Consider the following 13,465-nt stretch of genomic DNA (forward strand, 5'->3'; position numbering starts at 1 on the left):
ATTTCTAGTTCGATGCAAGAGCGTGTGGTGGTGGTGGGTTTAGGCCGTTCCGGCACTGGCGCTGCCCGCTTACTTCATTACCAAGGCTCCCAGGTGAGCCTTTTTGAMAGTGGCAATACCCCTGAATTGCAGGCCAAAGCCACAGCTTTGGCAGCTGAGGGAATCGAGGTGAAATTGGCAAAACCTTTGGCGATTGCCAGTTTTGATCCCTTACCCGATCGGGTGGTGATCAGCCCCGGAATTGCCTTCAACCACYCGGTTTTACAGCAGTTGCGCGATCAAGGGGTAGCTGTGGTGGGGGAGATGGAGGTGGCCTGGCATGGCCTGGCGGAGGTGCCATGGATTGCTATCACCGGCACCAATGGCAAAACCACCGTTACCAGCCTGGTGGCCCATCTGCTGCAACARGCAGGGGTAGATGCACCCGCCTGCGGCAACATCGGCAGCTCCGCCACTGAACTGGCCCTTGCTCGAGCCAAAACCCATGGCCCCCAATGGGCAGTAGTGGAGTTGAGCAGTTTTCAAATTGAAGCGGCCCCTACCGTTGCCCCMAGGATTGGCATCTGGACAACCCTCACCCCAGATCACCTCGATCGCCACGGCAGCATCAACAACTACCGCTCCATCAAGGCAAGCCTGTTGCGCCGCAGCCAAGTGCAAATCCTTAATGCAAACGACCCCGATCTGCTGGCCCATGCCAACGACTGGCCTAAGGCCCTTTGGGTTAGTGCCGGCCCGCTCGAGCAACTACCAGCGGCCATTGATGCCCATATCTGGATTCAARGGGGGGTTGTGCACAGCAAAAATGGGCCCCTATTCCCAACTGCGGCCCTGGCCATGCCAGGCGTCCACAACCTTCAGAATTTGGCATTAGCCACCGCSGCCGCCCTTGAGGTGGGGCTGAGCCCTGGGCAGATTGAAGCSGGCTGCCGCAGTTTTCCMGGGGTWGCCCACAGGCTGGAATTAATTCGCACCCATCAAGGAATCGGYTTCTACAACGACAGCAAGGCAACCAACTACGACGCTTCYCTGGTGGCATTGCAAGCCCTTGAAGGCCCATTGGTGCTGYTGGCGGGGGGCMGAGCAAAACGGGGGGAGCCCGCCCCGTGGCTTAAGGCCCTAGAGCAAAAAGTAAAAGCAGTTGTTTTGTTTGGTGAAGCCGCACCAACCTTCAATGAATTGCTGGGGGCCAGTGGCTTCAGCGGCAGRATCGCCAGGCGGGAGGGATTAGATCAAGCCMTGCCTTTGGCAGCTGAATTGGCAASGGAATTAGGGGCCCGTGCCGTTCTACTTTCACCCGCCTGCGCCAGCTTTGATCAATACGAAAATTTTGAGCAGCGCGGCAACCACTTCCGCACACTGGTGGAGGCCCTTAAGTAGCAGCAATGGCACCGCATAAATGGTGGCTGATGAAAAGTGAGCCAGATGTATTTGGCATCGACCACCTCAAGGCAGAGGGCAGCACCCTGTGGGATGGAATCCGCAATTATCAAGCGCGCAATTTCATGCGGGAAATGCAAGTTGGCGACCGGGCCTTTTTTTATCATTCCAATGCCAAGCCCCCAGGGATTGTGGGTTTGATGGAAGTGGTGGAAACAGGCATCACAGATCCGAGTCAATTTGAGCCCAGTAATAAATATTTTGACCCTGCTTCAAAACCGGAGGCTCCCCGCTGGGACTGCGCAAGGTTGAAATATCTTGGCGTTTTTGCGCAACAGCTAAGCCTAGACAAACTACGGGAACTATTTACGGAGGAAACCCTTCCGGTGGTACGCCGGGGCAATCGCCTTTCCATTCTCCCCGTTTCAAGCCCTAGCGCTGCGAAACTCTTGGAATTTTTGGGTGATCCCCTCCCTTAATGAAATAAATAGCTGGCATTAAAGCCAAAGCATCGCTAGGTTTGAATGAATTAATTGTTCAAACGCCATGGCCAATGCCCTCCCTGTTGGAGCAATCCTAAAATCAGGCTGGGCGGCATTTGCAAAAGCACCATTTCTTTTTATCGGTTTTACTCTTTTAGGCGGGGCCTTAAATTTAGGCAGCCAATTCATCCAAGATCAGGCCAGCAAAAGCATTCAAGACGGATCTAGCCTTGGCTTAGCTTGGATATTAATATTTCTACTGGGATTTAGCTTGAATATTGTTGCCAGCCTTTGGCTAAATATCGGTTTATTTAGGGGTGCCTGGCGGGCATTAGGGGGCGAGAAACCGATCTTTAAAGATTTCGTAAACTGGCACGGCAAATCAATAACAATGTTATTTATGATGACATTATTTTTAGTTGCTGTGAACATGGTTGTGCTAGCAATTGCATTCCTAGCGGGYGGATTATTAAGTTTGATTCGATTGGAACTATTATTTATTCCCTTGGTGATTGCAGTGTTTACCATGATTTATTTAGCAGTTACCCAAATGTTTCATGTGCCCTTAGTTGTGGCCAGGGGTGATAAGCCAATGCTTGCATTTAAGGAGGGACGCCGCAGCGTAGACCCACAATTTTGGCCTGTTTTGGGCTTTGGCATTTTGATGATTTTAATTGGCCTAACGGGTCTACTGCTTTGCGGTGTGGGCATTCTGGTGGCAGCACCAGTGATTGTTTGCTGCCTGGTGGCCGCTTATCAGCACCTTTTTGATAGCGAGGATCAAACCGGCTTTTTAATAAACCTCAGCAAGGGCTAACGCCTCACAAAAAGCCGCCGCGGTGGAACGCTGCCAGCTTCCYTCTGCCCCCCGCTCGCCCAGGGCTGAGCTGAGCACAAAACGCAGAGCCCAGCCATTGCAATCTCCCCTGAGCTCAAGCCAAAAAGCACCTTCTTCAAGGCACAACTCAAGATTTTCTTCAGCCATTAAATGATCTAAACAGTCTTTGTATTGGCCAACGATCTTGGCGCACATGTTGCGGAATTGCTCAAATTCAGCGCTGGTAAGTTCTAAGGCCCAATCATCTGAAGCAATCAGGGCTTGATAGCCCTGTCGCTGTTTATCAATGGCCAGGCGCCAACCTGGCCCCTCCCTTTGCATCAGCCTGCGAGCAGATCAGGCAGATCTTGTTCATCGCTGAGTTCGGTGATGGCTCGCTGAACTGGTTTCACCATGGAATCTTCCAATAACCCCTCGAAATCATCAAATCGCCGCTGCTTTGCCCTGAAAGCGATGCGCACGGTGGTGAGGTATCTGTTGGTGGAATGGCGCATCAAGCTCTCACCACGCTTGGCAAGCTCCTTTGCTTCAGGTTGCTGGCTTAAAGACATGGGCATCAAAAAATATTTACCAACCTAACTCCCGTTGCCCCCTCATTCAGCCGTAGAGGTTTGACCGTTTTGAAACAGGGGTAGGCGCACCGGGAATGCCCGTTCAGGCAGCCCAGGGGCCGTTAACCGAATCGTGCGCACCAATTGCAGGGCTGCCAATGGAATCCGCACCAGATCCACCAAGCTGCTCACCTCCTCCAAATGGACCTGATCGCAACAATCGATCCGCAAAGACGACCAACCCCTACTAAAACGGCAATCCTGCAAAGGCTCCAAAGCCAAAAGCTCCTGGGGCTCCTCCCGATAAAAAGACAACACAGCACTCAACAAGCGATCCGCGGCCATCTCGAATTGCGTCTCAATTCTCTTAATCTGGCCAAATATTCGAACTTTGGCCAGATGCTCTGCAAAGGTTTCAGTATTCGTTGCAACGGCTGAACGATTGGGCCAGGGAACACTTGCCATCGACCTTGGCAGCTCCACCACGCTGGTGGGCTGGCAAGCYCAGGCTGGCACTAGTCCAGAACTGCTCTACCTGCCTCCCRTCAGCAGCCCAGGCCCCCTGCCTTTCATACCCAGCCTCGTAGTTGATGAAGGTGCCCGCCCCCTCTTGGGCCAACAGGTGCTGGATGCCGGAGCCCARGGGCGCTGTCAGCGAAATTTCAAAACACAGCTCTACMAAAACGGCACCTGCCCAGAGGCGCAACAGGCTGCCGCTGCCTTGCTGGATGGCATCTGGCAAAAACTACCCCCGGATCGCATTCCCGAGAGGCTTGTGCTCACAGCTCCGGTGGAGGGCTTCAGCAACTACCGCCTTTGGCTGCAGCAATGGGCCGCCACTTTGGCGGTGCCGGAGGTGTCGCTGGTGGATGAATCCACCGCTGCTGCCCTCGGCGCCGGCCTGCCGCCTGGCAGCTTRGTGCTAGTGGTAGACATGGGTGCTGGCACCACCGACCTCTCCCTGGTGCGCTTGGAGGGGGGKGAAGGTAGGGCGATGCCAATGGCCCAACTACTGCGTTTTGGCGGCAACCAGCTACCCATAAACCGCAATGGCATAAAAACRGCCCGTGTGATTGGCAAAGCTGGCTGCCAGGTGGGTGGCCGCAGCATCGACCAMTGGTGGGCCATAGCCCTCGGCGCACCAGAACCGGTGCCTGAATATTGGCTTGAGGCTGCAGAAAAATTAAAATGTGCCTTGAGCGATGCCAATTCAGCCCAGGTGCACCTCGCTGCGGCCCCAGCTGGTGAAGCCAAATTRCTGCAGGCAACCCGCCGTCAATTGGAACAGGTGCTGGAGAACCAGGGTTTATCGATATTGCTGCAAGACCTGCTGGATGCCATCGCTGCTGCTGCACGCCGGGCAGGSGAAAATTTCRATCAACTTGATGGAATTTTGGCGGTGGGTGGTGGCAGTGCCCTGCCCTGGCTGCAAACCTGGTTAAACAAACATCTGCCTGGCCCCAAGATCAGCGTGGCCCAACCCAGCGCCGCAGTTGTATTGGGCGCCCTTGCCATGACGCCRGCCCTAAAACTCATCGATGTATTGAGGGAAGGGGTGAGCCTGCGCTGCTGGGATCGAAGGCTAGGRGGGCACTATTGGCATCCTTTGTTTTTGGCTGGCCAGGGCTGGCCCACCCCCCAACCACTGCAAATTGTGCTGGCCTGCCAGGAAGGTCAAACCCAACTTGAATTGCAATTGGGCACCCCCTTGGGCACAAGCCGCGCCGAAGTTGTTTTTAGGGATGGCATCCCAAAACTGCAGGCTCAAAGCGTGGGCGAAGCCAAGCTGAAAGTGTGGGATAAGAGGGTTGTGGAATTACCCCTAGAGCCGCCAGGTAAGGGCGGTGAAGATCGCTTCCAGCTGCAATTTCGAATTGATAATCAACGTCAGCTTTGGCTTAGGGGCATCGACCTAGTTCGCAATGAACCAATCACTGAGCAAATGCTCGGAAAACTCGAATGATTGCCCGCCGTTCCCGTTTGCCCTGGGTTTGGATAATCGGAACCCTTGGGGCTGTGGTRCTGGGCCTCAYGGGCTTAGGGCTCTGGCAGAAACAACTCCCCCACAGRCTCAAACGGGCAGCTGAACGGGGTGATCTAGCSGCTTGCCTAAGGCTTGGCCGCCAGCTGGGGGCCCTGCAACCACTGCAGCCAAGCCAAGCGGCATTGCTGGAAAATTGTTTGCAACGGCGGGCCCAACGCAGCTGGGATGGTGGCCTGTGGTGGGCCGCCCTGGATCAACAGCGGCAACTGGTGCGCCGCAGCGGCAATCCCGCCAAGGCCGATTTTCAATTGCAGCAATGGCGAGATCAATTGCGCACCAAGGTGTTGCAAAGATTTCTGCGGGGTGAACTTGCCCAAGCCCTGTCGCTAATAAGCAGCAGCGGCGAAAACCGTTTCCCTGAGGGACAAGATCTGCAGGATTCAATCAAGGAAAACTGGGCGGCCAACCGTTTTCAACTGGAGCAAGCCCAACAAAAGATTGGGCAGCGCCAATGGTGGGAAGCCCTAAATCACCTCAATCAGCTCAACCACCCCTGGTGGATTCAGCAGGCCCAAAACCAGCGTTTAAAGGTGGAGCAGCAGGTAAAGGCCCTTGCCGAAAAGAAACAGCAGCAAAACAGCCATGCTGGTGTTCCCTCAGGTGGGGGGCCAGATGCCGCGGCCCTTGATGCCAGGATTCGCCAACTGGTAGCAGCTGGCAAAACCGACTGGGCTGCATTTCAAGCCGCCTGCCGCGAATTGGGGGGGGAGGTGCGRGAAGAGGGTCCCGAAAGCAGCTGCCAAGGTCGGATGAGAAGATGATYGTTAGAAAAAATGTTGTTAAGAGTGATGCAGCCAGGTGACCGGGTTCGGGTGCAGCAATCGGTGGTGGTGTTCACCCATCCGGAACATCGCGGCCAAGCCTTCGACATGAAAGGCCAGGAGGGGGAAATCAATACGGTTTTAGTTGAATGGAAGGGGAAACCGATCAGCCCMACCTTGCCTGTGATAGTTGCCTTTGGCCGCTATAAGGCCCATTTCCGTAGCGATGAACTTGAAGTAATCGCTTAGTTCGTTGGCGGTTTAAGCAAAACCACACCCTCTTCACCATCCACCTCCTGGAGCATCAGGTGGATGAATTCGTGCCGGCTTGTGGGCACCACCCTACCCACAAAATCCGGCTGGATTGGCAATTCCCGATGGCCGCGATCCACCATTGCCAATAGTTTCACGCTGGCCGGACGGCCCCAACCTTGCAGCGCCTCCATGGCCGCCCGCACTGTGCGCCCGGTGAACACCACGTCGTCTACCAAAACCACTGTGCGGCCATCGATGGGCACTGGCAGATTGGTTGGTTGCACCAACCTGGTTCCAACCCTGCCAAGGTCGTCGCGGTGGAAGGTGGGATCCAACACGCCTTGATGAATCGGTTCACAAAGCAGGCGCTGCAATTCAGCTGCTAATACCTGGGCAAGGGCCACCCCGCGGGTAGGTATGCCAAGCAAAAGCAATTGCTTGGGGTTGGCCACTGATTCGATCACCTGGGAGCAAAGCCGCAATACCGTGCGATGCAATTCCTCCGCATCGAGGATCCATAGTTTTTCGCAATTCTGGGGAGGAAATGAAGATCGCCCCATAAAGGCCCTAAACCTGGCCTCTGATCTTAGGTGTAGCAATTTCCTCGGTGCTCGAAACCTAACCGCTTTCGGTATTAGTTAATTCGTTGTGCGATGTGGATGTAACTTGCCTGWTATCCAAGCTCTGCTTATCGGGTGACAGCAGCGACACCTCCCAGCACCGGCCAGGAACTGAAAGGACGCAGCCTCAGCCCCGTTGCGCCTGTGGTGCTGGTGATCCTCGATGGCTGGGGTGAAAATCCAGCCACAAACCACAACGCCATCCGTTTAGCGAAWACGCCAGTGATGGATGCCCTTTGGCATGCCTATCCCCACACGCTTATCCAAGCCAGTGGTGCCCATGTGGGCCTGCCAGACGGGCAGATGGGTAATTCAGAGGTGGGGCACCTCACAATTGGTTCTGGCCGGGTAATACGGCAAGAGTTAGTGAGAATTAGTGAGGAGGTAAAAAAAGGTCAGTTCAAGCAAAATCAAGCCTTGAATGGCATGGCTGCCAAATTGCTTGAAACGGGCGGCACCCTGCATTTGCTGGGCCTGTTATCGGATGGAGGTGTTCACAGCCACATAAACCATATCGGCGGATTAYTGAAGTGGGCTGCGGCTAAAAAACTCAAACATGTGTGCATACACGGCATTACCGATGGTCGCGATACACCAACCAACAGCTCAATCGGCTTTATAAAAACCCTGCAGCAACAGATTGAAGCCGCTGGGGTGGGAGAACTCACAAGCCTTTGCGGCCGCTATTGGGCGATGGATCGCGACAACCGCTGGGAGCGCATCGAGAAGGCCTAYCTGCTGTTAAGCCAACCCGGAACTTGTTCGAAGGAAACGGCTGAAACGGTATTAGCCAGGGCCCATGCCGAGGGCATCAGCGATGAGTTTTTAGAGCCGGTGCGATTCCAACCAGAATATTTTAAGCCRGGTGATGCTGTGGTGTTATTTAACTTCCGCCCCGATCGCATGCGTCAATTAACATCATGCCTRGTTAATCCAAACTTTTCAGGCTTTGAGCGGCAACTCATCCAATCGCTAGATGTTGTTACTTTTACTCAATACGAAAAAGATCTACCTGTTGCGGTAGCTTTTCCACCAGAATCACTGGATGACCTATTGGGAGAGGTGATCTCCCGCAATGGTTTACGGCAATTCCGCACAGCTGAAACCGAAAAATATCCCCATGTTACTTATTTCCTAAATGGTGGCATGGAAAAACCATATCCTGGTGAAGATCGCCACTTGGTGCCTTCTCCAAAAGTAGCAACCTATGATCAATCCCCGGCGATGTCGGCAGCAGCCCTCACAAATGGYTGCGTAGCTGCAATCCGAAAAGGTATCTATTCATTTGTTGTAATTAATTATGCAAACCCCGACATGGTGGGGCATACGGGTGATTTAAACGCCACGATCGAAGCAATCAGTTGCGTTGATCAATGCATTGGCAAACTACTTAGCGCCACTGGAAGAATGGGGGGAACCCTGTTAATAACCGCCGACCATGGCAATGCTGAATTGATGCAGGGCGCCGATGGGCGCCCCTGGACAGCCCACACCACTAATCCAGTGCCATTCATTTTGGTAGAAGGAGAACAGCGCAAATTGGCTGGTTTAGGGGGYGATATTCAATTGCGGGCAGATGCCGGTTTGGCAGATATTGCCCCCACAGTGCTTGAACTGCTTGGCATGGAGGTGCCAGAAGCGATGAGTGGCACCAGCCTTGTGGCCAATAACAAGGCAATTCAATCAACACCTACGCTGGTGTARTTGCAATCAACCATGCTGATWACGATTCTCGGCTGGCTTTGGGCCGCCACGGCTGTTTTATTGATCATCTCAGTGCTGCTGCACAGCCCAAAGGGGGACGGCATGGGTGGTCTTGCCTCCAGCGGCAGCTCAATGTTCACAAGTGCCCGCAGCGCAGAAAATACACTTAACCGCATCAGCTGGACTTTACTTGCCTTATTTATGGGCCTAGCCGTTGTATTGAGCGCCGGCTGGCTGAATTAAACAATTGCAAATTTAAACTTATCTTATAAACCATTAAAAAACTAATGCCAAGAAAAATAAATGTTTCTTTGAACCGCCTAAAGAACTTTTTATTTGGCGATCCCCTGCCTACCAGCGCCCATGAAGAGGAGCGGCTTAGCAATCCAGAAGCGCTAGCAATACTTAGTTCTGATGCTCTTTCTTCGGTGGCCTATGCCAGCCAAGAAATTGTGCTTGTTTTAAGTTTAGCTGGCGCGGCTGCCCTGCAATACACCCTACCGATCACAGCAATGATCGTGCTGTTGATGGTGATTGTTGGTGTTAGTTACAGTCAAACAATCAAGGCTTACCCGCKCGGAGGAGGTTCCTACCGGGTTTCCCACGACAAYCTRGGGGTATCAGCAGGACTGGTGGCTGGGGCTTCACTTTCCCTGGATTATTTACTCACTGTGGCAGTGAGTGTGGCAGCAGGTATTTCCGCCCTCACCTCCTACTTACCGGGGCTTGAAACTTTGCGAGTACCCCTTTGTTTGCTAGCTGTAGTAATACTGATGTTTGCAAATTTAAGGGGCGTTAAATCTAGCGCCAAGGTTATGAGCCTGCCTACATATATGTTCCTGGGAACAATCTTACTTTTAGTTGCGGTGGGTTTAATTCAATTAATGCARGGATCACTCCCTGCATTGGCAGCATCGGAACAACAACAGCTTTTAAATGAAGCTGCTTCCCATCATCAAAGCAGTGCAACCATGGCGATAGGCCCAGTTTTAATGATGCGGGCATTTAGTTCTGGTTGCGCAGCCCTCACTGGCATTGAGGCAATCAGCGACAGTGTTATGGCCTTTCGCCCAGTTGAATGGCGCAATGCTCGCAGAGTATTAACAACTATGGTTGTTTTATTGGCAGTAATGTTCTTAGGAATCAGCTTACTTGCCAGYAAAACCGGGCTTTTGTATKTAGAGAATGGGCCAACTTTGCTGTATCAAATTGGCGAGAAAGTATTTGGCAATGGMCCGCTTCTTCTGTTGCTACAACTTGGCACATTCTTAATACTTCTATTAGCCGCAAACACCGCCTACGCCGATTTCCCAAGGCTGGCAGCGTTCTTAGCCCAGGATGGTTTTATGCCTAGGCAGCTTGCATCCCTTGGAGATCGGCTTGTATTTAGCAACGGCATCATTTCCCTTTCTATTGGTGCTGGCGCACTGCTGATTATTTTTGGAGGCAGCGTTAGCAGATTGATACCTCTTTATGCCGTAGGTGTTTTCACAAGCTTCACCCTTTCCCAAGCAGGAATGGTTGTGCATTGGTGKAAGGAACGCAGCACCGGCTGGAAACTAAAGGCATATATAAATGGCTTCGGCTCACTGGTAACCTTAATAGTTACCGTAGTTCTACTWTTTAGCAAGTTTCATCAAGGCGCCTGGCTAATTGTTATAGCAGTTCCAATACTTGTGTGCCTGTTTAATGCAATTAATAAACATTACAAACATGTGGCTAAACGCCTAAGGCTTGCAACTGATGTGAAATTAAACCTGCCAATTGCACCTTCGGGAGGTACTTCTCCAGTAATCGTATTAGTGGGTCAATTACATCGCGGTAGCTTCGAAGCAATTCGCTACGCCCACAGCATTGCCACTGAACTCGTTGCTGTTCATGTTGACYTAGGTAATGGTARGGCGGAGGCATTTAAACAGCAATGGCAAAAACAATTACCAAACATTCCATTGATGGTACTTGAATCRCCCTATCGCTCACTTGTAAATCCAGTAGTTGAATTTGTTGAAGATTTTGAGAATCAACATCGTAAGGGTGCAAATTTATTTTGCACGGTTGTTTTACCAGTTTTTGTTACTCGTCATCGCTGGGAAGCATTACTGCATAATCAATCCACCTATTTCCTGCGCAGCGCGCTTAGAGCAAAAGGAACCCGAATCATTACCACAGTTGGCTTCTATCTTTAATTAACCTGTGAACTCATTGTTATAAGCCTCTTCTCCATGGGAGCTCACATCTAACCTTGGCGCTCCTGCTGATCTCCAACCCTTAGGGGAACAAATTTACGAATTAGGATTAACACCACATAAGTGCCAATCGCTACCCAAAGGATAGTGAACCCAGCTGCTTTCAATTGAATCAAAAGCTGGATTGGAATTCCAGCAAGTAATCCATTAGCTACAGCAACTCCTGCAGGGCCAACAAGGTTTTGCGTTGTATCCCAGGCCACAAGCAAGAATCAACTGTTAGCTATTGCCGAATCCATATGCGCCGCCAMYTGCCATTTTTTAATACATAAACTGTTGATACTTCTTTCCAACTACCAGCAATAAAAATAGCTTTCGGTTTAATTTTCCTCCATACACCAGCCAATAGGATATTCATGTGTATTCAACCCATAATGCGCCTTCTGGTAGCCCTTCCGCAGATGGAGGGGCAGGATCTCCCACGGCTGTAAATACAATTTTGCTATCTACGTATGCTTTATTTGCTAGATGAGCAGGCAAGGTTGGCAATGGATTACATTCAATAGTTGCACTTGCTATTAACTCAGTTGCACTTTTTCGGCCAATCGTAGGCCCACCACTACCAAAAGCTATAGCTGTAGCAGTTGCTGGTGTTACCAGTTGCAATGTTGAAGTTAATGTTGATCCTATGGTGATCAGATCAGTCGTGCTTTTYCTTATCCTTATATTTTGTGCATTACCGATCATGCTATATGTAGAGCCTTGTATTTTCCAGAAATCAACATCAGCCGATGATGTGATCGTACCKGTCATCGTGCCACCGGYAAGCCTTAGAAATTCATTRATAGATACAATTCGATTGTCAAGGTAAGCTTTTGTTATTAGGTGTGTACCTAGTGATGGCGTTCCACCCGTAGATGTTGGTAGTGTTGGGAAACTTACTTCACCTGTTGTATTATCAATGCGCAGACCCGTTCTAGCTGATGGTAGTTGAATACGATAATTAGAACCATCAAAATAGCAATAAACATCTGTACCATTAAATGTTGATACGCCACCTGAATTTGCATGGCGCAAGGGCCCGGTCATTTGATCACCGCTTTTTAACACATAATTACCCGTAATACTGGAGCTAAGTACACCAGTAGTTGCATCAATCGCAAGGCCAGTACCTACCTTTATCCCACCAAGYCTGCTGGCTGATGCAATCTCCACKGGTCCAGCWGGRCCTTTGGAGCCAGTAGGGCCCACGGGGCCTTTAAGGTTTGCGCCTTTAAGCCAAGCCATTGTTTATGCCYCTAGTAGATAGAAAATTCCTGATACGCCATCAAGGTAATAATCACCAGCTTTTGCTTCTGGAACTGTTACCGGCACGCCATCACCATTAAACCAACGGGTTCCMAKMCCWRYTGGCATTGCCCAGSTGCCATCASWTTTAAGRAARGCAGGAACAGTTGGATCAGCAGCTGGAACACCACCATGACTTGTACCGCCAAGCCAACGRGCAACAGTCCARGTTTCTTGCGTTTGGCCGTCGTAGTTATTGCCAACTAAGCCAACGCCAGGAATTAATGGCTTAAGAACAGCAGGGCCAATACCACCACCACCTGAGCCACCACCACCAGAATCTGGATTAGATGGTGGTTGCCAGATTGAGCAACCAGCAAGCGATAGTTTGAGCTCCGCACTAATTGCTTCTGCATCCTTTATGAATATCACCTTTACTTTATGTTCTTTTCTTTCTGCGTAGGTGTGCGTATGGCGGCCGTTACCCCAATCAAGCGTTTCAGTTATGCCATCACCCCARTTAATATCAACTRTTTTTGCTGGTGTWACAGCGCTATTAAGGAYTAGCTCAATAACATAAGAGTAAACACCATTTAACTTTGCTGGAATATCAAGCCATGAGAGTTCTAATTTATCAGCSGGAACATTACCGCGMGTGTARCCAATATTTTCCCAGCGTTTTACTTCATTTGGTGGCACCCAAACATTTTCACCAGGGCAACCAGCAGGCAGAAGCAAGCGGATCTGTGTTGGCCTAACGCCAGCAGTTGTTAGTTCTGGCAACCGGGGGCTGGCCCCACTAGGGCTGGCGCTTTGGGTCTCGGCCCTATGGGTCTCAGTCATTGGTGGGCACACTTGGGTCAACCAAAAAATCCGTTACCAATACAGGCAGCGGTTCATCTGCTGTTGCCGAGCTGGTGCTTGCCCCACTGGGGCTGGCCCCTAAGGGGTTTTCGTTTGTGGGGCTGGGGGTGGAGCTCACACGTTTCTTACGGGGAGCTGGTGTAGCAGCCGGTGTAGCCATCGGTGTAGCCCCTGGTTCTGTTGTCCAACCAAGTTCGAGCCAGCCAGCGAGATGCACAGGCCAGATGAATCTGTGCTGCGCACCTTTATAAATACGCACCTGACCCAAGGGGCCGAGTGCAGGACTTTCAGCTTTCATCAAGCTGCAATCGTTGCGGTTAATCCAACGTGCATTCCCTCTGGTGTTGTTGGTAGCACCTCTGCTTTTGCAAAACAAACAGCAGGGAAGTCCAGATCAGCTAGATCAGCTGCATCAAGGTTGATGTCACGACCACTTAAATATGCTTCTACACGGCCGCCTTCTGCTGGTAATGCAACAGTTGCAGCATTTACC

General features: G+C 51.4%; 17 protein-coding genes and 1 pseudogene. 9 read left to right on the forward strand and 9 right to left on the reverse strand.

Annotation, left to right across the window (positions count from 1 at the left end; translation table 11 throughout):
• The first annotated feature begins 12 nt into the window (after positions 1-12).
• From murD to C7K08_RS02865, 3 genes are all read left to right on the forward strand, one after another.
• Positions 13-1,380 (forward strand): UDP-N-acetylmuramoyl-L-alanine--D-glutamate ligase, encoded by a 1,368-nt coding sequence (gene murD, locus C7K08_RS02855; protein WP_106499142.1) that lies wholly within the window; start codon positions 13-15, stop codon positions 1,378-1,380.
• Between the two features lie 29 nt (positions 1,381-1,409).
• The gene (locus tag C7K08_RS02860; protein WP_106499143.1) at positions 1,410-1,859 is read left to right on the forward strand and encodes an EVE domain-containing protein; all 450 of its coding nucleotides are present in this window, start codon (positions 1,410-1,412) and stop codon (positions 1,857-1,859) included.
• A gap of 67 nt (positions 1,860-1,926) precedes the next feature.
• Positions 1,927-2,679: a hypothetical protein gene (locus C7K08_RS02865; protein ID WP_106499144.1), complete on the forward strand. Its 753-nt coding sequence runs from the start codon at positions 1,927-1,929 to the stop codon at positions 2,677-2,679.
• Here the strand turns inward: C7K08_RS02865 and C7K08_RS02870 are convergent.
• The 3 genes from C7K08_RS02870 to C7K08_RS02880 are packed head-to-tail and all read right to left on the reverse strand — an operon-like array spanning position 2,656 to position 3,596.
• Entirely contained in the window at positions 2,656-3,021 is a 366-nt protein-coding gene (locus C7K08_RS02870) for a DUF1818 family protein (RefSeq protein WP_106499145.1), read from the reverse strand. The two genes, C7K08_RS02865 and C7K08_RS02870, sit on opposite strands and share 24 nt — an antisense overlap.
• Positions 3,021-3,251: a DNA-directed RNA polymerase subunit omega gene (locus tag C7K08_RS02875; protein WP_106499146.1), complete on the reverse strand. Its 231-nt coding sequence runs from the start codon at positions 3,249-3,251 to the stop codon at positions 3,021-3,023. Before C7K08_RS02875 ends, C7K08_RS02870 begins: the two co-directional genes overlap by 1 nt.
• A gap of 42 nt (positions 3,252-3,293) precedes the next feature.
• Positions 3,294-3,596, reverse strand: coding sequence for a hypothetical protein (locus tag C7K08_RS02880; RefSeq protein ID WP_106499147.1), 303 nt, complete (start codon positions 3,594-3,596; stop codon positions 3,294-3,296).
• Positions 3,597-3,693: 97 nt separating this feature from the next.
• Here C7K08_RS02880 and C7K08_RS02885 point away from each other — a divergent pair, with 97 nt between their 5' ends.
• Genes C7K08_RS02885 through C7K08_RS02895 form a run of 3 tightly spaced genes read left to right on the forward strand, consistent with a single transcriptional unit; the run spans position 3,694 to position 6,305 of the window.
• Complete coding sequence (locus tag C7K08_RS02885; protein ID WP_106499148.1) at positions 3,694-5,214, forward strand: Hsp70 family protein; 1,521 nt, start codon at positions 3,694-3,696, stop codon at positions 5,212-5,214.
• 53 nt (positions 5,215-5,267) lie between these two features.
• Positions 5,268-6,056, forward strand: coding sequence for a hypothetical protein (locus tag C7K08_RS02890; protein ID WP_161955801.1), 789 nt, complete (start codon positions 5,268-5,270; stop codon positions 6,054-6,056).
• A 27-nt stretch (positions 6,057-6,083) separates the two neighbouring features.
• Positions 6,084-6,305, forward strand: a complete 222-nt coding sequence (locus tag C7K08_RS02895) for a ferredoxin-thioredoxin reductase variable chain (RefSeq protein WP_106499163.1) — start codon at positions 6,084-6,086, stop codon at positions 6,303-6,305.
• Here the strand turns inward: C7K08_RS02895 and pyrR are convergent.
• On the reverse strand, positions 6,302-6,871 hold the full coding sequence (gene pyrR, locus C7K08_RS02900; protein ID WP_106499150.1) for a bifunctional pyr operon transcriptional regulator/uracil phosphoribosyltransferase PyrR: 570 nt from the start codon (positions 6,869-6,871) through the stop codon (positions 6,302-6,304). The two genes, C7K08_RS02895 and pyrR, sit on opposite strands and share 4 nt — an antisense overlap.
• Before the next feature lie 204 nt (positions 6,872-7,075).
• On the opposite strand from pyrR, the gene gpmI reads away from it, so the two are divergent.
• The 3 genes from gpmI to C7K08_RS02915 are packed head-to-tail and all read left to right on the forward strand — an operon-like array spanning position 7,076 to position 10,821.
• Positions 7,076-8,635 carry a 2,3-bisphosphoglycerate-independent phosphoglycerate mutase gene (gene gpmI / locus C7K08_RS02905; protein ID WP_106499164.1) on the forward strand — a complete coding sequence of 520 codons (1,560 nt, stop codon included), beginning with the start codon at positions 7,076-7,078 and terminating at the stop codon, positions 8,633-8,635.
• Between the two features lie 12 nt (positions 8,636-8,647).
• Positions 8,648-8,878, forward strand: a complete 231-nt coding sequence (secG, locus tag C7K08_RS02910) for a preprotein translocase subunit SecG (protein WP_106499165.1) — start codon at positions 8,648-8,650, stop codon at positions 8,876-8,878.
• 44 nt (positions 8,879-8,922) lie between these two features.
• Positions 8,923-10,821 (forward strand): APC family permease, encoded by a 1,899-nt coding sequence (locus C7K08_RS02915; RefSeq protein ID WP_106499151.1) that lies wholly within the window; start codon positions 8,923-8,925, stop codon positions 10,819-10,821.
• A 50-nt stretch (positions 10,822-10,871) separates the two neighbouring features.
• Here the strand turns inward: C7K08_RS02915 and C7K08_RS02920 are convergent, their stop codons facing one another.
• The 5 genes and pseudogenes from C7K08_RS02920 to C7K08_RS02940 form a co-directional block, all read right to left on the reverse strand.
• On the reverse strand, positions 10,872-11,084 hold the full coding sequence (locus tag C7K08_RS02920) for a hypothetical protein (RefSeq protein ID WP_161955802.1): 213 nt from the start codon (positions 11,082-11,084) through the stop codon (positions 10,872-10,874).
• A 151-nt stretch (positions 11,085-11,235) separates the two neighbouring features.
• A complete protein-coding gene (locus tag C7K08_RS02925; protein WP_133165145.1) occupies positions 11,236-12,036 on the reverse strand; it encodes a hypothetical protein in 801 nt (266 codons plus the stop codon).
• 75 nt (positions 12,037-12,111) lie between these two features.
• On the reverse strand, positions 12,112-12,951 hold the full coding sequence (locus C7K08_RS02930; RefSeq protein ID WP_106499154.1) for a hypothetical protein: 840 nt from the start codon (positions 12,949-12,951) through the stop codon (positions 12,112-12,114).
• A complete protein-coding gene (locus tag C7K08_RS02935) occupies positions 12,944-13,270 on the reverse strand; it encodes a hypothetical protein (protein ID WP_106499155.1) in 327 nt (108 codons plus the stop codon). Before C7K08_RS02935 ends, C7K08_RS02930 begins: the two co-directional genes overlap by 8 nt.
• Positions 13,270-13,465, reverse strand: a pseudogene (locus C7K08_RS02940) (hypothetical protein); the annotation flags it as partial. The pseudogene C7K08_RS02940 and the gene C7K08_RS02935, both read right to left, overlap by 1 nt.

It is taken from the genome of Synechococcus lacustris str. Tous (assembly GCF_003011125.1).
Lineage (GTDB): Bacteria > Cyanobacteriota > Cyanobacteriia > PCC-6307 > Cyanobiaceae > Synechococcus_D > Synechococcus_D lacustris.